At 42.2% G+C, this 24024-nt stretch carries 26 protein-coding genes; 8 read left to right on the forward strand and 18 right to left on the reverse strand.

Features of this window, described 5'->3' with window-relative positions; translation table 11 throughout:
* Positions 1-33: 33 nt before the first annotated feature.
* From ACXYMT_RS03265 to ACXYMT_RS03320, 12 genes are read right to left on the reverse strand one after another with little or no spacing between them, the layout of a single operon-like run.
* Entirely contained in the window at positions 34-924 is an 891-nt protein-coding gene (locus tag ACXYMT_RS03265; protein ID WP_459057654.1) for a DUF3078 domain-containing protein, read from the reverse strand.
* 2 nt (positions 925-926) lie between these two features.
* The gene (locus ACXYMT_RS03270; protein WP_459057655.1) at positions 927-1430 is read right to left on the reverse strand and encodes a DUF2480 family protein; all 504 of its coding nucleotides are present in this window, start codon (positions 1428-1430) and stop codon (positions 927-929) included.
* Positions 1431-1461: 31 nt separating this feature from the next.
* Positions 1462-1785, reverse strand: a complete 324-nt coding sequence (locus ACXYMT_RS03275; protein WP_459057656.1) for an SUF system Fe-S cluster assembly protein — start codon at positions 1783-1785, stop codon at positions 1462-1464.
* Between the two features lie 2 nt (positions 1786-1787).
* Positions 1788-2213 (reverse strand): SufE family protein, encoded by a 426-nt coding sequence (locus ACXYMT_RS03280; protein WP_459057657.1) that lies wholly within the window; start codon positions 2211-2213, stop codon positions 1788-1790.
* Positions 2206-2619 carry an META domain-containing protein gene (locus ACXYMT_RS03285; RefSeq protein WP_459057658.1) on the reverse strand — a complete coding sequence of 138 codons (414 nt, stop codon included), beginning with the start codon at positions 2617-2619 and terminating at the stop codon, positions 2206-2208. Before ACXYMT_RS03285 ends, ACXYMT_RS03280 begins: the two co-directional genes overlap by 8 nt.
* Before the next feature lie 9 nt (positions 2620-2628).
* Positions 2629-3867, reverse strand: coding sequence for an aminotransferase class V-fold PLP-dependent enzyme (locus ACXYMT_RS03290; protein WP_459057659.1), 1239 nt, complete (start codon positions 3865-3867; stop codon positions 2629-2631).
* Positions 3868-3884: 17 nt separating this feature from the next.
* On the reverse strand, positions 3885-5198 hold the full coding sequence (gene sufD / locus ACXYMT_RS03295; RefSeq protein ID WP_459057660.1) for a Fe-S cluster assembly protein SufD: 1314 nt from the start codon (positions 5196-5198) through the stop codon (positions 3885-3887).
* 60 nt (positions 5199-5258) lie between these two features.
* The gene (sufC, locus tag ACXYMT_RS03300) at positions 5259-6011 is read right to left on the reverse strand and encodes a Fe-S cluster assembly ATPase SufC (RefSeq protein ID WP_459057661.1); all 753 of its coding nucleotides are present in this window, start codon (positions 6009-6011) and stop codon (positions 5259-5261) included.
* A gap of 22 nt (positions 6012-6033) precedes the next feature.
* Positions 6034-6444 carry a hypothetical protein gene (locus ACXYMT_RS03305; RefSeq protein WP_459057662.1) on the reverse strand — a complete coding sequence of 137 codons (411 nt, stop codon included), beginning with the start codon at positions 6442-6444 and terminating at the stop codon, positions 6034-6036.
* A gap of 5 nt (positions 6445-6449) precedes the next feature.
* Positions 6450-7895: a Fe-S cluster assembly protein SufB gene (gene sufB, locus ACXYMT_RS03310; protein WP_459057663.1), complete on the reverse strand. Its 1446-nt coding sequence runs from the start codon at positions 7893-7895 to the stop codon at positions 6450-6452.
* Between the two features lie 41 nt (positions 7896-7936).
* Entirely contained in the window at positions 7937-8329 is a 393-nt protein-coding gene (locus ACXYMT_RS03315) for a four helix bundle protein (protein WP_459057664.1), read from the reverse strand.
* Between the two features lie 31 nt (positions 8330-8360).
* Positions 8361-8690 carry a HesB/IscA family protein gene (locus tag ACXYMT_RS03320; protein ID WP_459057665.1) on the reverse strand — a complete coding sequence of 110 codons (330 nt, stop codon included), beginning with the start codon at positions 8688-8690 and terminating at the stop codon, positions 8361-8363.
* Positions 8691-8964: 274 nt separating this feature from the next.
* On the opposite strand from ACXYMT_RS03320, the gene thiL reads away from it, so the two are divergent.
* Complete coding sequence (thiL, locus tag ACXYMT_RS03325; protein ID WP_459057666.1) at positions 8965-10017, forward strand: thiamine-phosphate kinase; 1053 nt, start codon at positions 8965-8967, stop codon at positions 10015-10017.
* Here the strand turns inward: thiL and ACXYMT_RS03330 are convergent.
* From ACXYMT_RS03330 to ACXYMT_RS03340, 3 genes are all read right to left on the reverse strand, one after another.
* Positions 10014-10283, reverse strand: a complete 270-nt coding sequence (locus ACXYMT_RS03330; RefSeq protein ID WP_459057667.1) for a hypothetical protein — start codon at positions 10281-10283, stop codon at positions 10014-10016. The two genes, thiL and ACXYMT_RS03330, sit on opposite strands and share 4 nt — an antisense overlap.
* 69 nt (positions 10284-10352) lie before the next feature.
* Entirely contained in the window at positions 10353-11126 is a 774-nt protein-coding gene (locus ACXYMT_RS03335) for an alpha/beta fold hydrolase (protein ID WP_459057668.1), read from the reverse strand.
* Between the two features lie 145 nt (positions 11127-11271).
* The gene (locus ACXYMT_RS03340; RefSeq protein WP_459057669.1) at positions 11272-12564 is read right to left on the reverse strand and encodes an aminopeptidase P N-terminal domain-containing protein; all 1293 of its coding nucleotides are present in this window, start codon (positions 12562-12564) and stop codon (positions 11272-11274) included.
* 282 nt (positions 12565-12846) lie between these two features.
* On the opposite strand from ACXYMT_RS03340, the gene ACXYMT_RS03345 reads away from it, so the two are divergent.
* The 4 genes from ACXYMT_RS03345 (at position 12847) to ACXYMT_RS03360 (ending at position 17619) form a co-directional block, all read left to right on the forward strand.
* A complete protein-coding gene (locus ACXYMT_RS03345) occupies positions 12847-13560 on the forward strand; it encodes a succinate dehydrogenase cytochrome b subunit (protein WP_459057670.1) in 714 nt (237 codons plus the stop codon).
* A gap of 3 nt (positions 13561-13563) precedes the next feature.
* Positions 13564-15567: a fumarate reductase/succinate dehydrogenase flavoprotein subunit gene (locus tag ACXYMT_RS03350; protein WP_459057671.1), complete on the forward strand. Its 2004-nt coding sequence runs from the start codon at positions 13564-13566 to the stop codon at positions 15565-15567.
* A gap of 72 nt (positions 15568-15639) precedes the next feature.
* On the forward strand, positions 15640-16383 hold the full coding sequence (locus ACXYMT_RS03355; protein WP_459057672.1) for a succinate dehydrogenase/fumarate reductase iron-sulfur subunit: 744 nt from the start codon (positions 15640-15642) through the stop codon (positions 16381-16383).
* A 78-nt stretch (positions 16384-16461) separates the two neighbouring features.
* Complete coding sequence (locus ACXYMT_RS03360) at positions 16462-17619, forward strand: methionine aminotransferase (RefSeq protein WP_459057673.1); 1158 nt, start codon at positions 16462-16464, stop codon at positions 17617-17619.
* A gap of 2 nt (positions 17620-17621) precedes the next feature.
* Here ACXYMT_RS03360 and ACXYMT_RS03365 read toward each other — a convergent pair whose 3' ends face one another.
* The gene (locus tag ACXYMT_RS03365) at positions 17622-18140 is read right to left on the reverse strand and encodes a DUF1440 domain-containing protein (RefSeq protein WP_459057674.1); all 519 of its coding nucleotides are present in this window, start codon (positions 18138-18140) and stop codon (positions 17622-17624) included.
* A 101-nt stretch (positions 18141-18241) separates the two neighbouring features.
* Here ACXYMT_RS03365 and ACXYMT_RS03370 point away from each other — a divergent pair, with 101 nt between their 5' ends.
* Positions 18242-19036: an amidohydrolase gene (locus tag ACXYMT_RS03370; RefSeq protein ID WP_459057675.1), complete on the forward strand. Its 795-nt coding sequence runs from the start codon at positions 18242-18244 to the stop codon at positions 19034-19036.
* Here the strand turns inward: ACXYMT_RS03370 and ACXYMT_RS03375 are convergent.
* Together ACXYMT_RS03375 and ACXYMT_RS03380 are read right to left on the reverse strand one after the other, a co-directional pair.
* Positions 19008-20651: an Ig-like domain-containing protein gene (locus ACXYMT_RS03375; RefSeq protein WP_459057676.1), complete on the reverse strand. Its 1644-nt coding sequence runs from the start codon at positions 20649-20651 to the stop codon at positions 19008-19010. The two genes, ACXYMT_RS03370 and ACXYMT_RS03375, sit on opposite strands and share 29 nt — an antisense overlap.
* Positions 20652-20702: 51 nt before the next feature.
* On the reverse strand, positions 20703-21383 hold the full coding sequence (locus ACXYMT_RS03380) for a ComF family protein (RefSeq protein WP_459057677.1): 681 nt from the start codon (positions 21381-21383) through the stop codon (positions 20703-20705).
* A 72-nt stretch (positions 21384-21455) separates the two neighbouring features.
* Here ACXYMT_RS03380 and ACXYMT_RS03385 point away from each other — a divergent pair, with 72 nt between their 5' ends.
* Together ACXYMT_RS03385 and ACXYMT_RS03390 are read left to right on the forward strand one after the other, a co-directional pair.
* Positions 21456-22337, forward strand: coding sequence for a hypothetical protein (locus ACXYMT_RS03385; RefSeq protein WP_459057678.1), 882 nt, complete (start codon positions 21456-21458; stop codon positions 22335-22337).
* Between the two features lie 65 nt (positions 22338-22402).
* Complete coding sequence (locus ACXYMT_RS03390; RefSeq protein ID WP_459057679.1) at positions 22403-23941, forward strand: glycine--tRNA ligase; 1539 nt, start codon at positions 22403-22405, stop codon at positions 23939-23941.
* Positions 23942-24024: the final 83 nt, after the last annotated feature.

Below are 24024 nucleotides of genomic sequence, written 5' to 3' on the forward strand. Positions count from 1 at the left end.
AAATGTCATTTTTGGATATGTTCTTTTAGGGGATTAAAAGTTGTAGGTGAGACCGGCTCCGAAGACTTCCCGGATCTGGAATGCACCCACAGTGTTATCATCATATATAGCCTGAAATATGAGATTGGCTGAAATATATTCATTCACGGTCATCTCCAGGTTCAAAAGGTAGTCGATATCGATATTTCCCGGCTTATCCAGGTAGTTGGAGTAAAGGCTTAAAGAGTTCTCTAAAATGACATTTTTGACCAGCTCTGTTTTATGATAAGCGTTTACAGAAGCACCAAGTTCAAATCTGGAGCTTTTCCCTTCATCAACGCCAAAATAGGAGCCATTCTCATATCCCGGTACACTAGTGAATTCCCTGTCAACAAATATGAAGCGTGCTGTAGCGGGAGCAAGATTAAACCAGAAATCTTCGTTTTTCTTCCACATCATCCCCGGCCCAAACTGTAAAAAACCAGGGGAAAGGAAATGAGTGGTTTCTCTGCGGGTTTGCTGCCCTTCAGCATCCTTGGAATAAACATATCCTTTGCTGAACTGCGTCCTGAAATTTGCAAAAAAGGAATAATACCAGTTGGAATTCTCCAGTTGTTTACCTGCAATGGAATTCAATTCTAACCTGTCACTGGTTTTACGGGTGAACTCATCTCCCTTCAGTTTGGTGAGTCCGTAATTGCCAAGAATTTTGTTATCCCATGTAAAATTACCCTCTCTATAGTTGAGGTTGTAGTCTAGCATAAGATTTCCTGCTACGCTTGAAGTTCCACCTCCCGTCCATTCCTTGTTAAAAGCCGATTGGTTGAATAGCAGCTGAAATTTACCTTCAGAAGTCCAGCCGTTTGGAGGTATATCCTCCTTATTTTCTTGTGCGTTTACTATTAATCCTGAAAGAATGAAAACCGAAAGTAGAAGTTTCTTCATGTTTATTTTTTGTAAAGAGGCACAGAAGAACATGCTTCGCCGTACATAATGCTCTTCGCTACCGGCTGAAGTTTAGAAATGAGTTGAAGGTAAGCATTTTGAGGTACAGGCCTTTTTGAACAACCCTTAATGATTACCGGCACGTCCTGATATTTTGAGATATCTAATTTCTGAATTATTTCTGTATAAAGGACAGTTTCAAGGATCTCCTGGTCTCCTACAACCACTTTCTTAGCAACAGGAGCCAGGTAGGTACTTAATAGCATGTAGGCCCAACCCGGAATTATTGCATCGCTGGAACAGGTAAGTGCCACATATTTTCCCTCATATTGAGCCCAGTCATGAGCCTTGGCCGTTGCCCGAAACTCTCTTTCTCTTAGCACAAACCCTTCCACCAGCCAGTCCTTGATATCAAATAAAACCCTTTCTCCGGCAGGATAATGATCCTCCAGGTCAAATGTGATAAGCTTAGAGTTGGCTACCCGGTTTACGATTTCTTCGGCCATAGGTGATTTAAAGGATTTAAAGTGGAATAGATTACAACATTCCAAGCTCCAGCTTAGCTTCCTCGCTCATAAGGTCCTGGCTCCAGGGCGGATCAAAAGTGATCTCCACTTCACAGTCGTTCACCTCCTCAAGGGTTTTTACTTTCTCCTCAACTTCCATTGGAAGGGATTCGGCCACCGGGCAATTTGGTGTTGTTAGGGTCATAAGGATCTTGATCTCATTATCCTCACTTACCATGACGTCATAGATCAGTCCCAGTTCATATATGTCTACAGGAATTTCCGGATCATAGATTGACTTGAGGACTCGTACGATCTTTTCTCCAAGAACTTCAGAATTTTGTGCGTGCTCCATTTCTAATTTAATTGTGTTTGATATGCGACAGCATACATTTTCAACTGCTTTATCATACTTACAAGTCCATTCGCTCTTGTAGGAGATAAATGCTCTTTCAACCCGATCTCGTCAATAAAAGCTGTATCTGCTTCAATAATATCTTTTGGATGTTGATTGGAATAGGCCCTAATAAGAATAGCAATTATTCCCTTGGTAATGATCGCGTCACTGTCGGCTGTAAATACCAATTTGTCATCCTCCAGTTCGGCATGAACCCAAACCTTGCTCTGGCATCCTTTTATAAGATTATCTTCAGTCTTGTATTTATCTTCAATTAGTGGAAGTGACTTTCCCAGTTCGATCATGTGCTCATACCGCTGCATCCAGTCATCGAACATTTCGAATTCCTCTACAATATCTTGCTGTATTTCCTTTATATTATTCACTTCTGTCAATTTTCGTTAATATCATTAAAGCTTTATCATCATCGGAAAAGATGATAATTTCTTCTCCATTGTGGTTTATTCGGGCAACATCTTCAAAAGAAGAAAGGATCTTCCTTTCAAGTTCCATCATTCCCTCACAAAACTTTCTTGTGCTCATTGGAGTTGAGAATTCCAAATTATTCCCTTGTTGGTTATAATGAGCTGAAAACTGATTGCATCCTGCATGCCCTGAAATCCTGTTGCCCAAAGGTTCAAAATAGAATATTATACTATCTGAAACCGCTTTCTCTCCCTGTACAGCCATTACTTTATAGCTCCCATCTAAACCTTCTTCGGAAACAGTGTCAACTGTATTAGCACAGGAAATCAAGAGAATATAAAACAACAGAAACACAAAATTTCTCATTCCCAAAATTTAAGCCAGCATATTTTTTGCCCTTTTTACACCATCTACAAATATATCGATCTCTTCTTTAGTATTATAAAACGCAAATGAAGCTCTTACGGTTCCGGGGATGTTGTAGTAATCCATGACCGGTTGAGCGCAATGATGTCCTGTTCTTACCGCAATACCTAATTTGTCAATAATTGTTCCTATGTCATAAGGATGAATATTACCGATGTTAAAGGAAATAACTGCTGTTTTCTCTGTTGAAGTACCGTAAATCTTTAGATCTTCGATTTCCAGGAGCTTTTCTGTTGCATATTCCAACAAGTCATGTTCGTAAGCAGCAATGTTATCAAATCCTATGGAATTCATGTAGTCCAGGGCTGCACCAAAGGCTATTCCCCCACAAATATCCGGTGTACCTGCCTCGAATTTATGAGGAAGATCGGCATAAGTTGTTTTCTCAAAAGTCACTGTAGCGATCATCTCGCCTCCTCCCTGGTAGGGGGGGAGTTTTTTCAGCCATTCTTCCTTTCCGTAAAGTGCGCCTACTCCTGTAGGCCCACACATTTTATGTGCAGAAACGGCATAAAAATCTACACCCAGCTCCTGTACATCTGCTTTAATATGAGGTGCAGCCTGTGCTCCGTCCAAAAGAACAGCAGCCCCCACTGCATGCGCTTTTTCAATGATCTCCTTTACTGGATTTACAGTTCCAAGAGCATTAGAGACATGATTGACAAAAACCAGCTTTGTCCTATCGGAGAGCAACTTGTCGAATTCATCCATTTTAAGCGTGCCGTTATCATTCATTGGAATGACCTGCAGTTTCGCTCCAGTTCTCTCACAAAGCATTTGCCAGGGTACAATATTACTATGATGCTCTAAAGCCGAAACTATGATCTCTTCGCCTTCCTTGAGTAAAGTGGTAAATCCACTTGCCACCAGGTTAATGGCATGAGTAGTTCCTGCTGTGAAAATAATCTCGTGAGCTTTTGCGGCATTGAAATGCTCCTGAATCTTTATCCTTGCCTGTTCGTAAGCATCTGTTGCTTCCTGTGACAGGGTATGCACTCCGCGGTGAATATTTGCATTATAGCGGCTGTAATAGTCGACTATAACATCGATTACCTGCTGCGGAGTTTGAGAAGTTGCCGCATTGTCGAAATACACCAGCGGTTTTCCATTTACTTCTCTTGTGAGAATAGGAAAATCCTTCCGTATGGATTCGACATCAAGATTGAGTTTTGTGGAGGCAACTTTCATTAAATATGATATTGTTTTTACAGGCTGTAGCCTACGTTTACACCTAGCTTAAGGGCAATAATTTTCGTGATCCTTGCTTTGAGTTCAGGTATTTTTACGCTTTCCAGAACGTTATTGGCAAATGCATACATCAATAATGCTCTTGCTTCCTTAAGAGGAATTCCGCGGGAACGCAGATAAAATAGAGCATCATCATCCAGCTGCCCAATTGTACAACCGTGGCTACACTTCACGTCATCGGCAAAGATCTCGAGCTGTGGTTTGGAGTTGATGGTTGCTTTGTCATCCAGTAGTATGTTGTTGTTGGATTGAAAAGCATTGGTTTTCTGAGCTTCTTTGTTAACGATGATCTTTCCGTTAAACACTCCTGTAGATGATTCTGCAAACACACCTTTATAATCCTGGTGGCTTTCGCAATTCGGTTCGATATGGTGTACTAAAGTATTATGATCTACATGTTGCTTTCCACCAATCACTGTAATTCCCTTTAAGGTAGAATCTATGCGCTCACCTTTTTGATAAAAATTCAGATTATTACGCGTAAGATTTCCGCCAAAAGAGAAGGTGTGTACAGAACAGTTACTTTCCCTATGCTGCTCAATAAATGTATTATCTATTAATGAAGCCTGGTGATTGTCATTCTGGATCTTGTAGTAATCCACAATCGCTCTTTTGTCGGCATGTATTTCAGTAACCGAGTTCGTAAGAACAGGATGGTCTGTAAGACTTTGATGTCTCTCAATGATCTGTACATGAGAATTCTCTCCTACTACGATCAGGTTCCTTGGTTGCACCAGTAAAGCCGATTCATTTCCCGTAGAGAAATTGATCACCTGTATTGGCTTATCGGCCATTGTATTTTTCGGAATATGTATAAAAGCTCCTTCTCTCGAAAATGCAGTGTTTAAGGAGGTGAGACTTTCCTTTGGCGCTACTGTATTAAAGTAGTTATCGATGATTGGCTTGTACTTCGAATTGTTCAAAGCCGAAGACATTAGGCAGGCATCGATCTTCTCGTGCGTAGTAGCCGAAAGATGCGACGCATAGATCCCATCAATGAATACGATCTTATAGGTATCAATATCATCAATAAAATATTTCTCCACATCCCGGTAGTCAATGGTGTCCTCTTTCTTTGGAAACACAGTGTAGTCGTGCTTCAACACCTTATTAAGGGAAGTGTACTTCCAGGCTTCCTGTTTCTTGGTAGGAAAACCCATCTCTTCAAAATCCTTTATTGCCCGGCTCCTTATTTCATGGATGTCACTGTGCATGTCCACGTTCTCTTCAAAAGCCAGAAAAGAGGATAATAATTTATCTTTTAATTCCATTGTTCTTTTTTCTTGCTCCCCAAAAAGGGGAAAATTAAAAGGCATTTTTCTGGGATCTCCTTAGGCTCCTACTTCTTCCTTGATCCAGTCATATCCTTTTTCCTCCAATTCATAAGCCAGTTCTTTTCCTCCCGACTTAACGATCTTTCCATCCAGCATCACATGTACAAAATCCGGAATTATATAATCCAGTAATCTCTGGTAGTGAGTGATCACCAAAGTTGCATTATCCGGTCTCTTGAGTTTGTTCACTCCATTGGCCACAATTCTAAGAGCATCAATATCCAAACCTGAATCGGTCTCATCAAGAATGGCCAATTTTGGTTCCAGCATCGCCATTTGAAAGATCTCATTTCTCTTCTTTTCTCCACCAGAGAAACCTTCATTCAGGGAACGGGAAAGGAACTTACGGTCGATTTCCAATAGTTCCGACTTTTCACGGATCATCTTCAACATTTCATTGGCCGGCATATCTTCCATGCCTCTGGCTTTCCTGTTTGCGTTAATCACAGTGCGCATGAAATTGGTCACTGTCACTCCCGGAATTTCCACAGGGTATTGAAATGAAAGGAATACCCCTTTATGTGCTCTTTCTTCAGCATCAAATTCAGTAAGTTCCTCTCCTTCAAAAACGATCTCTCCGCGGGTTACTTCATACTCTTCCTTCCCGGCAATAACCGAAGAAAGCGTGCTTTTTCCAGATCCGTTAGGTCCCATAATAGCATGTACTTCTCCAGCGTTTATTTCAAGATCGATGCCTTTTAAAATTTTAAGGCCTTCAACTTTAGCGTGTAAATTCTTTATCTTTAGCATAATTCCAATATTTCCTGAATCCTCAGGGTTTATTTATGTCTTTTGTAACTTTTGGAGCACTTACAGAGTCTCCCTTTCTTTTTGGGATCTCAAGGATCTCCTTAATTTGTACCAGTTCTTCCCAGCCATTCTGTCCCGGGTTCTGCACCACTTTTGCTTTTACTGTAACCTCGATCATATCGAACTCATCTCTTTTTAAAGGTTCAACAGTGTCGGCCAATTGCTTGCTAATCGAATCGATCTGTACTCCATAGATAAAGTCTTTTCCCTTTAAAACTGCAGCATCTGCCAGAAAAATGAATTCTCCTTTAATAGTCGGGATACTGTCTGTTTCCACTACAGCTTCTGGTTGAAGTTCTTCAGTTGCCTGATCTTCCCCACAGCCGGTAAACAGGAACGATAATGCCAGTAAAGCAAAATAAAATTTTTTCATATTTGTTATCCTACAGATCCTTCCAGGGAAATTTCAAGTAATTTTTGAGCTTCCACTGCAAATTCCATGGGCAATTTGTTTAGTACTTCTTTGCTGAAACCATTTACAATAAGAGCAATTGCTTTTTCAGTGTCAATTCCTCGCTGATTGCAGTAGAAGATCTGGTCTTCCCCGATCTTACTGGTTGTTGCCTCGTGCTCGACCTTTGCAGTCTTGTTCTTGGTTTCAATATAAGGGAAGGTATGTGCCCCACATTTGTTACCCATTAACAGCGAATCACATTGTGAAAAGTTCCGGGCATTTTCGGCTTTGCTGTTGATCTGTACAAGTCCGCGATAGCTGTTCTGGCTGCGACCTGCAGAGATACCTTTTGAAATGATCGTACTCTTGGTATTTTTTCCAATGTGGATCATCTTGGTACCGGTATCCGCCTGTTGATAATCATTTGTTACAGCAATAGAATAAAATTCTCCTACAGAGTTATCTCCTTTTAAAATACAACTTGGATATTTCCAGGTAACGGCCGAACCTGTTTCTACCTGCGTCCAGCTGATCTTAGCGTTCTTCTCACAAATTCCGCGTTTGGTAACGAAGTTGTAAACTCCGCCTTTTCCTTCTTTATCACCCGGGTACCAGTTCTGTACCGTGGAATATTTTATTTCAGCATCATCAAGGGCAATAAGCTCCACAACAGCGGCATGCAGCTGATTCTCATCTCTCGATGGTGCAGTACAACCCTCAAGGTAACTCACATAACTGCCTTCATCGGCCACTACCAAAGTCCTTTCAAACTGTCCTGTCCCGGCCTGGTTGATTCTGAAGTATGTAGATAGCTCCATTGGACAACGTACTCCCTTTGGAATATAACAGAAGGAGCCATCACTAAATACCGCTGAATTTAAGGCGGCGTAAAAATTATCTTTTTGAGGTACTACTGTTCCAAGATATTTTTTCACCAGCTCCGGGTGCTCCTGAATTGCTTCGCTGATAGAACAAAAAATAATTCCTTTTTCAGCCAGTGTCTTCTTAAAAGTAGTGGTTACAGAAACTGAATCCATTACCACATCCACGGCAACTCCCGCAAGTTTTTTCTGCTCGTCAAGGGAAATCCCAAGTCTTTTAAAAGTATCCAGTAATTCAGGGTCTACTTCGTCAAGACTCTCATATTTCGGCTTTTTTGAAGGTGCAGAATAATAAGAAATGTTCTGAAAGTTAGGTTTTTCATAATGAACATTTGCCCACTCGGGTTCGATCATTTCCTGCCATGCCCTAAAAGCCTCAAGTCGCCAGTTGGTCATCCATTCCGGCTCATTCTTCTTTTGAGAGATCGCCCTTACAATATCTTCATTAAGCCCCACAGGAAAGGTATCAGATTCAATATCGGTATAGAATCCGTACTTGTACTCCTTAGTGTCGAGCTCTTTCTTTAAATCATCTTCTGTATATGCCATCTTCTTTTGTTCCTGGTTTAAAGTTCGAGGTTCAAGGTTGTTTAATCTTTAAACTTCGTTCCTTTTAATTCACTTTTTTGCAGATAATTGATAAAGGAGCTTATCTGCTTGCTCAATAAAATCAATTTGTTGTAAAGAAGATCAAATTCTTCTTTTCCAATATACATTCTGTCAAGAGCACGATACAACTGTGATCTCGTTTCTCCGCAGGAGGCCTTTGCCACGGCAAGGAACTGGATAAATTCCCTGTTTCCGTTTCGTTCAAAGCCTTCAGCAATATTATCCATTATGGACCCTGATGCGCCGTTGATCTGGTTGTAAAGTTTGTAGTCAGATTTCAGCTCTGAATTCTGTTTGATCCTGAAAATGTCATTGCAAATGTTACGGGCCGATACCCATATCTCCAGGTCTTCAAAATTCTTCACTGTCGCCATAACCTTGAACTTTAAACCTTAAACTTTGAACTTAGAGCGAAAAGCTTTCTCCGCATCCACAGGTTCTCTGCGCGTTCGGGTTGTTGAATACAAAGCCTTTGCCATTAAGTCCTCCGGAATATTCCAGAATGGTTCCCGCCAGATATAACACACTTTTTTTGTCAACGACAATCTTTACGTCATTATCTTCAAAAAGGCGGTCTCCTTCGGCCTGCGAGTTGTCGAATTTCAGCTCATAGGAAAGACCTGAACAACCACCGCTCTTCACGCCTACGCGAACAAAATCTCTTGTTGCATCAAAACCATCGTCCTGCATAAGGGATGCAATCCTCTTTTTGGCGCTTTCACTTACCTTTATCATTGCTTATAAAGATTAATTCTAAATTAAGTGCAAATATAATACAAACAATAGGTTTAACCATGGTAAAACCTATCAGAAAAAAGAATTAGCGCATTAGCTTCCGCTATTCGGCTTTGCCCCTGACATCCCCAGGTTTTTCAGCCTAAGTTATTCATTGCCAGGTTATAATCCGGAAGGCATTCTTTGCTCACCTCTCAAAAATGGCTTTTTACCGGCTTCTTTCTTTTAATGAACTTATTAGTCTTAATTTTGCAAAAAATTATGTGCTAAGATTATGTTTGAAAACAGTCGGGAAAGCAGAACAGACCTTTCAGAATTAGGAGAATTTGGATTAATAGATCATCTGACCAAAAATTTCGGGATCACTCCCGAAAATACTTTAAAGGGCATTGGCGATGATGCCGCAGTCCTTGATTTTAGAGAGGAAAAAGTAGTGATCACTACAGATCTTCTTGTGGAAGGAGTTCATTTTGATCTCAGCTATATGCCGCTTAAACATCTGGGGTATAAAGCTGTTATGGTTAATCTTTCAGATGTCTTTGCAATGAATGCCAGGGCCACTCAGATCACTGTCTCCATTGCAGTTTCAAACAGGTTTCCTTTAGAAGCTTTGGAAGAACTTTATTCCGGAATTGAACTGGCTGCAAAGCTTTATAATGTTGATGTAGTAGGGGGGGATACTTCGTCATCTACTTCAGGAATGATAATAAGCGTTACAGCTCTGGGAGCAGCTAAGGAAGAAGAGGTAGTGTACCGCAGCGGAGCCAAACCCAATGACCTCCTGGTGGTAACCGGGGACCTTGGAGCGGCCTATATGGGGTTGCAGGTGCTGGAAAGAGAGAAGCAGGTTTTCAAGGTGAATCCTAATTCCCAACCCGATCTGGACCAGTACACTTATCTCATCGAAAGACAATTAAAACCTGAAGCCCGCAAGGATGTTCCGCCTCTCTTTAAAGCACTGGAGTTAAAGCCAACATCTATGATAGATATCAGTGACGGTCTCTCTTCTGAAACCATTCACCTTTGTAAGAATTCCAAAACCGGAGTGAATCTTTTTGAGGAGAAAATTCCCCTTGACCCTGCTGTGATCTCAGTATGTGAAGAATTTGAGCTGGATAGTACTACCATTGCTCTAAGTGGCGGAGAAGATTACGAACTGCTCTTTACGATCGATCAAAAGGATTACGACAAGATTAAGGGGAATCCCAACTTTACGGTAATTGGGCATATGACAGAAGAAAGCGAAGGCATGCATCTTGTCACCCGTGCCAACCAGAAGATAGAATTGATCGCCCGTGGCTGGAATGCCATGAAAAAAGAAGACTAGGAGGCTTTAGAAAATCTTTTGGAAGTGAAAAACTTTCTTGCACATCTCCGTTGGTGGATCTTTGCTATGTAAGCATTGGTTTCCCGAAATTTCGGAGTGAGTTTGGCAAGAAAACCTTGAGCCGTATCTGTCATTTCTTCTCCGCAGCGGGTACATTTGTACTCTTTGATATGATCTGTAATGTTCTGCGATACCGTGAAGCGGTGGTCGAAAATCGCACAGATCCATGCTTTGGGAGAAAACAAAAGGGGCGTTTTATTTTCCATTTTTGAAGAGTTTGAGTAGGGTTATGAAGCGTAAGCTACAAAAACAATCATAAAATCCGATAAAACACCTTATTTTTTCGATGAAATACACAGTTTTAAAAACTGCTTCTTGTTCTCAATATAGGAAAGATGTCCACCCGAAAAGCTGATAAAGCCGCATTCTAGCTCTTCTGCCAATTGCTTAAGTTCCTGAATATTGACTAAAGGATCTTCTTTTCCTGCGACCAGAAGTTTTTTTCCGAAAAATCTTTTTAGCACCTCAGTTTTACTTGTACGAATTTTCATACCTTCTAATGCGGCGGTAATTCCTTCCGTGGGGAACTGTAATGCTCTTTTCTTCAGTACTTCAATTTCTTCTGAAAATTTTTCGGCGTTTTTAGGGGAGAGTAGATTGTTGATTGCCATAGTGACGTAGGCGCGTTTATTTCTCGTGACGAGTTCTATAGATCTATCCCTTATTTCTTTCTTTTCTTCGGAATCTGCTTGCGGAGTGGAATTGAGCAACATGAAATCCTTCACCATTTCTGGATGTTTTTCGAGAAAGGCCAGGCCTACATAGCCACCCATAGAATGACCTATGAAATTGACCTTTTTGACACCTGTAGTTTTTAGTACGTCAAATACTGCTTCGGCCATTAGCTCCATGCTATGGATTTCATCAATACATCCCGACCTGCCATGCCCCGGCAGATCTATAGTGATTATTTTTCCATAGCGGGAAAATTCAGGAAGGAATTCTTCCCATATTTCTGAAGACTCCAGGAAACCGTGAAGCAAAACTGTCGCTTCTCCTTCGCCGACTACCGAATAGTGGATCTCTGCTCCCCGGAAATGAATTTCCATATTGATGGTTTTTCCTAAGTTGTCTTTGGCTTTGACACAAGCCCTTTCTTTATTGTTTATAACAAAAATTGCCGCGGATGCACGGATGTTGTACATCCGCAGCACTACAATCTCTTAACTATGAACTATTGACTACTAACCAAAATTAACTATTCATAATTTCCTCGATCTCATCTGCTTCAATAGGAATATTCCGCATGAGGTTGAAAGGCTCACCATTTTCCTGGATCACCACGTCATCTTCAAGACGAATTCCGAAGCCTTCATCGGGGATATAGATTCCGGGCTCAACCGTGAATACCATATTTGCTTTCATTGGTTCGTATAAGAGTCCGTAGTCATGAGTGTCCAGCCCAATGTTGTGGGAGGTTCCATGCATGAAATACTTCTTGTAGGCCGGCCAGTCGGGATTTTCATTCTGAACATCAGCTTTATCCAGAAGGCCTAAGCCAAGCAATTCTGAAGTCATCAGTTTCCCAACCTCTTTATGATATTCTTCCCACATTGTACCGGGAACGAGCATTTTTGTGGCGTCATCTTTCACCCGGTTAACAGCGTTGTAAACTTCCTTTTGCCTCTTTGTGTATTTTCCTGAGACAGGAATTGTTCTTGACAAGTCACTGGCGTAATTCGCATACTCTGCACCTGTATCCAATAGAATAAGTTCTCCTTCCTTACATTGCTGATTGTTCTCAATGTAGTGAAGCACATTTGCATTGTTCCCACTGGCAATAATAGGAGTGTATGCAAAACCTTTTGAGCGGTTCCTTATCATCTCATGCCAGTATTCAGCTTCGATCTCGTATTCCCAAACTCCGGGTTTCACGAACTTCAAAACCCTGCGGAAGGCTTTTTCGGTAATATCACAGGCTTTTTGCATTAAGTCGAGCTCGATAGGATCTTTTACCGAACGAAGACGCTGCAGGATTGGGTTGCTCTTAGCCACCCTATGAGCGGGGAACTGCTGCTTACACCATTTTATAAATCTTGCTTCCCGGGTCTCGGTCTCCACGTTGGCCCTGTAATGTTCATTTGTGTTGAAATAAACTGTATCGCACTGTGTCATGACTTCAAAAAATACCTTTTCAAAATCCTTTAGCCAAAACACATTTTTGATGCCTGAAACTTCAAAGGCTTTTTCCTTTGTCAGTTTTTCTCCTTCCCAAACTGCTATGTGATCATTCGTTTCGGTAAGGAAAAGCATTTCCCGGTGTTTTTCTGAAGGAGCATCGGGGAATAAGACCAGTATACTTTTATCTTGATCTACCCCGCTTAAATAAAAGAGATCCCGCGCCTGCTGAAAGGGCATGGTGCTATCAGCTCCTATAGGGTAGATGTCATTTGAATTAAATACAGCCAGGCTGTTCGGCTGCATTTTTTCAGTGAAGTTCTTTCTGTTCTTGATGAACAGATTTTTGTCTATTTGATGATATTTCATGAGTATTTTTTAGTGTGTGCCCCAAATTTAAAAAATTAAAAGGGAGGAGCCTTGAGAAGGATTGAGGAAATGACGAGTAATAATGGCTATAAGCTTCTCAGTAATATTTCTCCAATTATCAGTTGGAAATCTCTTATTCTCTTGTGGTTATATGTCTAAAATGAGAGTTATTTACCTTCTTTAAATTTATTCTAAATAAAGACTAATTAGAGGGGGTTTATTTGCTAATGATGTGAAAGGGCGTATTTTTGTTTCCACTTTATTAAAACAATCATAAATTTTATGGCAAAATCTGCGCTATTAAAGTCATCACTTGCAAAGAAGTACTGGATGGCTTTCACCGGCCTGTTTCTATGTTTATTCCTGGTGGGGCACCTGGCGGGTAACCTGCAGTTGTTGGCATCGGGAGTTGGTGCAAGAGATCAATTCAATGAATATGCTCTTTTCATGACCACAAATCCTATTGTTCGCGTATTGTCAATTGTGACTTTCGCGAGTATACTTTTTCATGTGATCGATGGGATCATTCTTACTGTGAATAACAGGAAAGCCAGGCCAAAAGGATATGTGAGCTTTAAACCGGCTACAAATTCAAAATGGTCTTCCAGGAACATGGGCGTTCTGGGTACAGTAATTCTGGCATTTATCGTGATCCACCTCATCAACTTTTGGGGAGAAATGAAGTTTGGCGGATTAGATGACACTGTTTATGAAACTGCCAATGGAGAGACTGTAAAAGATCTTTACACGCTCACAATTATGACCTTTCAGGATCCGGAAATGGGTCTTATCTGGGCAATTATTTACCTCATAGCAATGATCGCTATAGGTTTTCACCTGTATCACGGCTTTGGAAGCGGATTCCAGTCACTGGGTATCAACCACCCCAAGTACAATAACTTTGTAAGGAAGACCGGAGTGGCATTTTCAATTATAGTACCTCTGTTATTCGCCATTATTCCGTTTTACATCTATTTCGTACTCGAAAAAATTTAAGCTATGGGAGTATTAGATTCAAAAGTACCACAGGGGCCGTTGGCCGAGAAGTGGGTTAATCATAAAAATGATATCAATCTCGTCAATCCCGCCAACAAGCGGAATATTGATGTTATTGTTGTTGGAACAGGTCTTGCAGGAGGTAGTGCTGCCGCTACATTGGCAGAGCTTGGATATAACGTAAAGACTTTTTGCTACCAGGATTCTCCACGTCGTGCTCACTCAATTGCAGCACAGGGAGGGATCAATGCAGCGAAAAATTATCAGGGAGACGGGGATTCAGATTATCGTCTTTTCTACGATACCGTAAAAGGAGGGGATTACCGTGCGCGCGAAGCAAACGTTTATCGCCTTGCAGAAGTTTCAGGAAATATCATCGATCAGTGTGTAGCACAGGGAGTTCCTTTTGCCCGGGAGTACGGTGGATTACTCGATAACCGTTCTTTTGGTGGAGTTTTGGTTTCCCGAACTTTCTACGCTAAAGGGCAAACCGGTCAGCAGTTACTGTTAGGTTGTTATTCTGCCATGAACAGGCAGATCAACCGCGGAAAGATAAAATCCTATACCCGTCATGAGATGCTTGACGTGGTGCTTGTTGGTGGCAAGGCTCGCGGAATTATAGCGCGTAACCTTGTAACAGGAGAAATTGAAAGACACAGCGCCCATGCTGTAGTGATAGCTTCAGGAGGATATGGAAACGTCTTCTTCCTATCGACAAATGCAATGGGAAGTAACGTGACTGCAGCCTGGAAGGTGCATAAAAAAGGCGCTTTTTTCGCAAATCCATGTTTTACACAAATTCACCCTACCTGTATCCCGGTTTCTGGAGAACATCAGTCTAAGCTTACACTTATGTCTGAATCTCTTCGGAATGACGGACGTATCTGGGTTCCAAAAAAACTGGAAGATGCGAAAGCAATTAGGGAAGGTCGCCTGAAGCCGACAGAACTGGCTGAAGAAGACAGAGATTACTACCTGGAAAGACGTTATCCTGCGTTTGGTAACCTTGTGCCGCGTGACGTGGCTTCAAGAGCTGCCAAGGAGCGTTGCGATGCAGGTTTTGGAGTAAATAAGACAGGAGAGGCTGTTTATCTTGATTTTAGCGCTGCATTTATGCGTTACGGAAGAGAGGCTGTTTCTACTCAAAAAATAGAAAATGCTTCCGAAGAGCAGATCCGTGAACTTGGAAAGGCTGTTGTGGAAGCCAAGTACGGAAACCTCTTCCAGATGTACGAGAAGATCGTAGACGAGAATCCGTATGAAACTCCGATGAAGATCTATCCGGCCGTGCACTATACCATGGGTGGCCTTTGGGTTGATTACAATTTACAAACTACGATACCGGGACTTTATGCTGCAGGGGAGGCTAACTTCTCCGATCACGGTGCAAACCGACTTGGAGCTTCAGCTTTGATGCAGGGACTGGCCGACGGGTATTTCGTCTTGCCGTACACCATGGGTGATTATTTGGCAAACGACATTAGAACCGGAAAGATCCCAACAGATTCTCCCGAATTTGAGGAAGCCGAGAGAAACATTCGTGAGCAATTAGAACGTTTTGTAAATACAAACGGAACTAAGTCTGTAGACTACTTCCACAAGCGTCTTGGAAAGATCATGTGGGACAAAGTAGGGATGTCAAGAAACGCAACCGGATTGAAGGAAGCTATTTCAGAAATTAAAGCTTTGAGAGAAGAATTCTGGAGAGATGTGCGTGTTCCGGGAACTATAGACGGCATGAATCCTGAACTTGAAAAAGCAGGAAGAGTAGCCGATTTCCTTGAACTTGGAGAACTTTTTGCCAAAGATGCACTTCACAGGGAAGAGTCTTGTGGAGGTCATTTTAGAGAGGAATTTCAAACTGAAGAGGGGGAAGCCCTTCGGGACGATGAGAACTTTATGTACGTAGCTGCCTGGGAATACACAGGAGAGCCTGCAGATGCAGTCCTACATAAAGAAGACCTGGTTTACGAGAATATCGAAGTAAAAACGAGAAGCTATAAATAATTTGAAAATTTGAAAATGAGGGAATTTGAAAATTAACTCATCATCAAATCTTCAAATCTTCAAATTAAAAATATGAATCTTACACTAAAAATATGGCGTCAAAAAGATGCCGCTTCAAAAGGAGGAATCCAAACCTACCAATTGGGAGGCGTGGAACCCGATATGTCTTTTCTGGAGATGCTTGATGTCCTTAATCAGGACCTGATCGACAAGGGAGAAGAGCCTGTGGTTTTCGATCATGACTGTCGCGAAGGGATCTGCGGAACCTGTAGCTTACAGATCAACGGAGAGCCTCATGGTCCAGACAGGGGGGTCACTACCTGCCAGTTGCACATGAGAATGTTCAAGGATGGAGATACGATTACCATTGAACCTTTCCGTGCCAAGGCATTTCCGGTAATAAAGGATCTTGTTGTAGACCGTTCTTCATTTGAGAGAATTCAGCAGGCGGGGGGATATATTTCTGTAAATACTTCGGGAAATACTCAGGATGCGAATTCTATTCCCATCTCTAAAGACAAGGCAGATGCAGCATTTTATGCAGCGACCTGTATTGGCTGTGGAGCTTGTGTTGCAGCTTGTAAAAATGCAAGTGCAATGCTTTTCACTTCAGCTAAGGTAAGCCAGATGGCGTTACTACCCCAGGGAGAGGTGGAGGCCGATCGTCGTGTGCTTGCGATGGTGGAGCAAATGGATAAGGAAGGTTTTGGGAACTGTACAAATACAGGTGCCTGCGAGATCGAATGTCCTAAAGGAATTTCTCTTGAGAACATCGCCCGTATGAACAGGGAGTACTTAAGAGCCAGTGTAAAATAGCATTTTTGACACCTAATATTTCTGAAGATCCCGAACTTTGCTGTTCGGGATTTTTTTTGGACCTTAAAGAAAAAACGAATGTCAGCAGTCAATAATATAATCTCCAAACTTCCGAAGCACGAGACCAGCATTTTTTCAGTGATGTCAAAAATGGCATATGAGCATAAAGCTGTAAATATGTCCCAGGGCTATCCTAATTTTGAAACGGATAAACATCTGAAAGAGCTGGTTTACCAGGCCATGCTTGACGGCTATAACCAATATGCACCTCTGGCCGGGATTTCCCCGCTAAGGGAACAGATCGTAGACAAGATCGAGTCCCTGCATGGAAAGAAGTATGACAAGAATACTGAAGTGACGGTTACAAATGGTGCGACCCAGGCATTATATCTGGCTATAACTGCTTTTGTCAAACCGGGAGATGAGGTGATCGTTCTCAAACCGGCCTACGATTCTTATGAGCCGGCAATTGAACTGGCCGGGGGTGAGCCTGTTCTTCTTCAGCTGAAAGGCAAGGATTACAAACTGGATTTTGAAGCACTAAAAGAAAAGATAACACCCAAAACCAGGATGCTTATCATCAATACCCCGCACAATCCCAGCGGAAATGTTTTCAGCAAAGAAGAAATGCAACAGCTGGAAGACCTTTTAGAGGGGACAGATATCATACTGCTTAGTGATGAGGTTTACGAGCACATCATCTTTGATGAAGCCAAACACTACAGTGCCTCGGCTTTTCCCAACCTTTCAAAAAGGGCAATTGTTTGTGCTTCTTTTGGAAAGACATTTCACAACACCGGTTGGAAAATGGGCTACTGTGTGGCTCCAGAAGAGCTTATGGCCGAAATTTGGAAAGTAATGGAAGTAAATGTCTTCTGTGTACATCACCCTACACAGCGTGCTTTTGCTGAATATTTAAAAACCCCTGACCACTACCTGGAACTGGGGAAATTTTACCAGGAAAAGAGAGATAAATTTCTGCACCTAATAAAAGATACAGCGTTCAAGGCAGAACCTTCAAAAGGAACCTATTTCCAGCTTCTAAACTATTCTGAAATAACAAATGAGCCCGACCTGGATTTCTCCCGCAGGCTCATCAAAGAATATGGTATAGCGAGTATTCCTGTTTCAGCCTTTAATAAAGATAAAAAGGACTACCGGCAACTTAGGTTCTGTTTTGCCAAGACAGATGAAACTCTCGAAAAGGCAGCAGAGATCCTCAAAAAGGTGAAATAGATCTAGTCGTTATTGTCACCACCTCGAAGGCGACTATTCACATATCCGCGAACGACTTCGGTAGTCAGGCCAAAAACCACATGGGCTAAAAGTTCTGAGGCCTGTGTTTTTAGCGGGATCTTTTCAGGAGATTTTTCCAATCCGAGAAGAGGCAGGCTGGTTTCGTGCGTAGTAGCCCAGGTGGTGACGCCAAGCATGGCACCATCAAACATATTGACATCTTCCTTGTCGCGTTTTCCATATCCATAGATGGCACCCACAGTGCCTCCCAGAGGTACATTCACAAGTTGCTCAACAATGGCTTCATTTTCTAACTTTATGGGGCTTCCAACCAGCTTCTTGGAGAAGCTATCCATGATCTTGATCTGTGCCGAACGTTGATCGATCTTTCTCACGTGCAGGAATTGTTCTACCACAGATTTCATTGCACTGCCCGCAAGACCGCCAATGAACCCGGAGATTATTCCGCGCGAAGTATTAGAAGGAAAAGAATCTTTTTCAAAAAAGGATTGTAAACTCATAGCTTTGTTTTTTCTCTTTTAAAACTATTCAACTTCTCCTGCTAATGCAACCATTTAACACGCATTTAGCAGCGAAAAAATGAATTTTAATACCTTTACGTATGGCACAAATTTTAAACACCGCACTGCTACAGGCGAACCTGGAATGGGAGAACATTCAGCAAAATAAGGACCTTTTTGAGCAGAAGATCAAAGAACTTCCGCAGGAAACCGACCTCATCATTCTGCCGGAAATGTTTTCAACAGGCTTTTCCATGAATGCTGAAAATCTGGCTGAACCCGATAAAGGACCCACCTTTAAATGGATGCAGAGAATGGCTTCAGAAAAAGATGCAGCTGTCACCGGAAGCTTGATAATTTCTGATAATGGAAACTTCTACAACCGTCTCTATTTTGTCTACCCTGATGGTTCCTCGCAAAAATATGATAAGCGCCACACCTTTACGCTGGCCAAAGAGGATGAGACCTACACGGCCGGGACGGAAAGGCTCATTGTGAATTACAAAGGTTGGAAAATTTGTCCCCTGGTCTGTTATGACCTGCGATTTCCGGTGTGGGCGCGAAATACTGAAGATTATGACTTGCTAATCTACGTGGCTAATTGGCCGGCTGCCAGAGTTGCTGCCTGGGATACCCTTTTAAAGGCCCGTGCTATAGAAAATATGAGCTATTGCATTGGACTTAACCGCGTGGGCCGGGATGGAAGCGACCTCAACTATGTAGGACATTCCGCTGTATACGATTCCCTCGGAAAACAAATCTCAGGCAACCTGAAGGAAGCTGAATTTGTAGAGCTCGTGGAGCTCGACAAGCAGCACCTGACCGACACACGTTCTCAACTGAAGTTTCTCCAGGATCGTGACAGGTTTACGGTGCATCTGGAGGAGGAAGGGTAGCAGCAGGACTGGCATTGAATTGATAAGTGTCATCCCAGTTTGCCCTTACGCTAATAGGTTCGGGATAGTACACTACTAATTCCGGTTGTTTTCTTGTAAGAAAACTTCCGGTATCCCAGACCTGATTGTTATTCGTGTCGTAGATCAATCTAAGGAGATAGTTCCCCGGTTTGAGACTGTTGAAGGTGATAGTATTGCTGCCATCAGAAAATTTTTCGGTTACAACTTCCCCTTTTTCAGTAGCTACCTGCACAATGACGGGAAATTCTCTGACCCCGGTGAGGTTAACTATTAGATTACCTCTATCTGCGAGGGCAGGGGTTCGAACCTGGGAGGTTAAAGTATCATTTTGCCGGCCAAAGAAATCGGTGAATGCACCGGGTAAAGCCGTTAGTCTGTAGGTCTGTTTTTCCGACTTTTCAAAGGAAATATTGTAAGTGTTGTTCCACTCGTCATAGAGGCCCGTAAAAGGCATTGGAATAGTGTCACTGCGCATAAGGGTAATCAGGGAGTCATTTATTTCTTCAAGAGGTACTGTAGGTATTACCTTTAGGTCTTCCCGGAAGCCTAAGCCCGAAGTAGGCTGAATACTAAATTGAAGCGTATCTCTTTTTGACTTTCTCAACCTGGCTATCAAGGTATCTCTCGTCCCTGGAGTTTGTGCGACAAATTTGAGGGTATCCCGCTGTTCGAAAGGTTTGTACCAATAGTGCAAGGTATCTGTCTTGGCATCTTTAGTGATGCGGTCCTGAAAGTCTGCAGGAACGTCTAAGGGGGTAATTGAGATGCTATCGGCTTTAATCAATCCGGTGTATCCAAAGATTAGATGTTGCTGTGCCTTTACCTGTGGCCTCTCAAATTTTCCTTCCAGAATTTCGCTGAAGAGAGTGAGATCAAATTCCTCATCTGTGGGAATAGTAATGTATTCGTCTGAAAATGCTACTTTATCTGTACGAGGTTCAAAGGTGTAGTTGTTGTTAACATCTCTCATCGCCACGAGCTGATAGGTGCCTTGTTTCAGGTTGTTGAGCTGAAAGGTTGTGACACTATCCAGAGTATTTGTAACGTAGCGTGGAACGCGGGTATAGATCACTGAATCATTATATGTGGAGTCTACTTCATAGAGCATTACAGAGATAAAGGGATCTGGGGAGCGTAAAATGGCATCTTTGACACTTCCTCTTAAGGAGAGAGAATCAATATAAGGTCCTGTAGAAAAGGCATAGGTAAAAAAGCTAAGCGGATTGGCTTCGTTGTTATCTGTAATACTTCTTCCGAAGTTGATCGTATAGGTAGTTCGCGGTTCCAGGGTATCGTTAATCCTGATGCGGATAGATTTGCTAGCTGTTCCCAGGGGAGTTATCTCCGGCCTTGGATCCATGGGAGGAGAAATAATGATCTGTCGCTGTGGATCTGAAAGTTTTATGTATTCATTGAAATAGATCCTTATTTCGTTGGCATCAAAGTTTGTGGTAAAATTCTCAGGTCTTGCTCTAACATATGCGGGCGGCTCCATATCGATAGGTCCGCCATCTGGGGTTCCTCTCTTTGCACAGCTTGAAAAGGCGAGGGTTAGAGTTAGGAGCAGCAGAAAATAAATGCCGGTACGGTGCATGAATTGAAATTTGGTACAAAGAAACAATTTATTCCTTTAATCCTGAAGTTCCTAATGCGTTACGGCCATGGTAGCGATGCTTATTTTTAGCTGCGGAATTTTAAGCAATTTTTGTGCGCAGGCCTCCAGAGTGGCACCTGTGGTTACCAGGTCGTCTATCAAAAGGATATGCGCATTTTCCAGTAAAAAAGTTTCCTTTACTATGAAGGTTTCATCAATACTGCCCCATCTTGCAAGTCGCTTTTTCAGCGTCTGTGTCTTTGTGGCATTAACTTTTAAAAGAATATCATCCCGATAAGGAACTTCCAGAGCTTTTGCTATTTCCCGGCCAAATCCTGTGACTTGATTATATCCTCTTATTTTCAGCTTTTTCTTGTGTAAAGGCACCGGAATGACCATTGTCACCTTCTTCCAATCAGGTATCTGTTTCAGCTCACTTCCCAGCCAGAGTCCCAAAAATGATCCTATTTCCTCATGTCCCCGATATTTAAGACTGTGAATTAATTTTTGAACCATTCCTTTTTTCTCGAATAGGAGCAGGGCAGTGGCATTTTCCACCGGGATCCTTCCGTAGAAAATTTTCTCCACGGGATTATCTTTTTCGAGGTGATGATCGGCCACGGGTAAGGAATGAAGACAGGAAGTGCAAAGAATATGCTCATTGCTCTTGAGAGAGGAGTCGCAGCCATGGCACAGCTTTGGATAAAGCAGGTTAATGAAATCGTGAAACATTTGTTAACAAATTAGCCGTAGGCTGAATAAAACTCCTAAATTTACAAAGTAAACCGTTAAAAATCATTTGTTATGACAGACAACAAGAGTAATAATGCCTTAAAAATCCTTACCGGAGTCTTGGCAGTCGCTTTGGTTGCATTAGGAATATACACCATCAAATTCTATAATGAAGAAAAAGAAAATAAAGAATTACTGCAGCAGGAAAAGGCTGTAATAGAAGGTGAATTAAATGATCTCATAGTGAAGTACGATGAGGCAATCGCCGAAAATGAAGGTCTTGACAGTGAATTAAGCGCTGCCAGGAACAGGATCGTTGCCTTAAGGGATTCTGTTCAGGACATGGAGGCGAATTTGGCTCTTATTGCCCGATACCGACGTGAAGTAAGTAATCTCAAAGCAGAGAAGGAGCAATTGTTTAAGGTCGTAGACAGCTTGAGTAATCAAAACATGCGACTAATCACCGAAATTGATAGTACGAACAATATGCTGTTGGAAAGAACCAGGATCTCTGATTCCTTACAGGTTCAAACTCAGTCTATGGCATCCAAGATCGACCGTGCTGCCCAGCTAAAGGTAAGTAATTTAAGAGGGGAAGGGGTTATTGAAAGAAACAGCGGAAGACTTGTTGAAAATGACCGTACCAGAAGAGTTGACAAGATAAGGACCTGTTTTACCATCACACCAAATACATTAGCTGAAGCCGGAGATAAGGATCTTTACGTTCAGGTGTATAACCCGAACAATGAACTGGTGGGAGACCAAATTGCAGTACAGCATGAAGGCGGGGTAATGGTATACAGCGCTTCGACCCAGGTGTACTACGAGAATGACGAGCTTGATGTCTGTATCCTTGCAAACACCAATGAAGACAGACTTATTGAAGGTACATATAAAGTCCTGGTGTATGAAGGTGCTAACTTGATAGGTGCTACCAGCTTTAGCCTTAGATAGGAACAAATAAATAATTAATTGAACCGCCCTCGCTTGAATCGGGGCGGTTTTTTTATTTTTGCGCTATGGCAAAACAAGAAGATCTTTTTAAAAATGTTATTTCCCATGCTAAAGAGTATGGGTATATTTTTGCTTCATCTGAAATCTACGATGGACTAAGTGCCGTTTATGATTACGGGCAAAATGGAGCAGAGCTCAAGAAAAATATCAGGGATTACTGGTGGAAAAGCATGGTGCAGTTGCACCAGGAAATAGTAGGTATAGACGCCGCTATCCTTATGCACCCCACCACCTGGAAAGCATCTGGACACGTGGATGCTTTTAACGATCCGCTAATCGACAATAAGGATTCAAAAAAGAGATATAGGGCCGATGTTCTGGTGGAAGATCATGCTGAAAAGATCCTGCAAAAAGCGCAAAAGGAGATCGAAAAAGCAAGAAAACGCTTTGGAGATAAGTTTGACGAGGAGCAGTTTGTCAATACCAACGACCGTGTTCAGCGATATCTAACTGAAAGAAAAGAGATCCTGGAGCGCCTTGGTCGCTCCTTGACCAATGAAGACCTAAAGGATGTAAAAGCTCTTATTGAAGAGCTGGGCATTGCCGATCCAGAGACCGGCTCAAGGAACTGGACAGATGTAAGGCAATTCAACCTGATGTTTGGCACCAAACTGGGAGCTTCATCAGAAACAGCTTCCAACCTTTATTTAAGGCCTGAAACTGCCCAGGGAATATTTGTGAACTTCTCCAATGTTCAAAAAACCGGAAGGATGAAGATCCCGTTCGGAATCGCGCAAACAGGGAAAGCCTTCAGAAATGAGATCGTTGCCCGACAATTTATTTTCAGGATGCGCGAATTTGAGCAAATGGAGATGCAGTATTTTGTGCGTCCGGGTGAGGAACTTAAATGGTATGAGCACTGGAAAGAGGTGCGTCAAAAATGGCATTTTTCATTGGGTCTTGGGGAAGAAAATTATCGCTTCCATGATCACGAGAAACTTGCTCACTATGCCAACGCAGCAACAGATATCGAATTTAATTTCCCGTTTGGGTTCAAAGAACTGGAAGGTATTCACTCGCGTACAGACTTTGATCTAAAAGCACATGAAGAATTTTCAGGAAGAAAATTGAGGTTCTATGACCCGGAGCTTCAGGAGAATTATGTGCCTTATGTTATAGAAACCTCTATAGGTCTTGACAGGATGTTCCTTGCTGTCCTTTCGGCTTCCCTTAAGGAAGAAGAGCTCCAGGATGGCAGTAGCCGAACCGTCTTGAAGCTACCTGCAATCCTTGCACCTTACAAAGCAGCAGTGCTGCCGCTGGTGAAGAAAGATGGACTGCCGGAGTTGGCCCAGGAGATCATTGAAGATCTAAAGTGGGATTTCAATATCCAGTATGATGAAAAGGATGCGATTGGACGAAGATACCGTCGCCAGGACGCAGCTGGCACACCATTATGTATTACTGTAGATCATGATTCCCTTGAGGATCGAACCGTAACCATAAGATACAGGGATACAATGGAACAGAAGAGAATCCACATCAGTGAAATTTCAAAAGTAATAGCAGAAGAAACCGACTTTAAGCATTGGTTGAAGAAGTAGCTTTTTTCTGTTTAAATTGAGTTAAAAAAGAACAATTCCTGCCGAATTGTTCTTTTTTTTGTTTCTGCTCGTTCTAATTCTCT

The sequence above is a fragment of the Salinimicrobium sp. CAU 1759 genome (assembly GCF_054482715.1).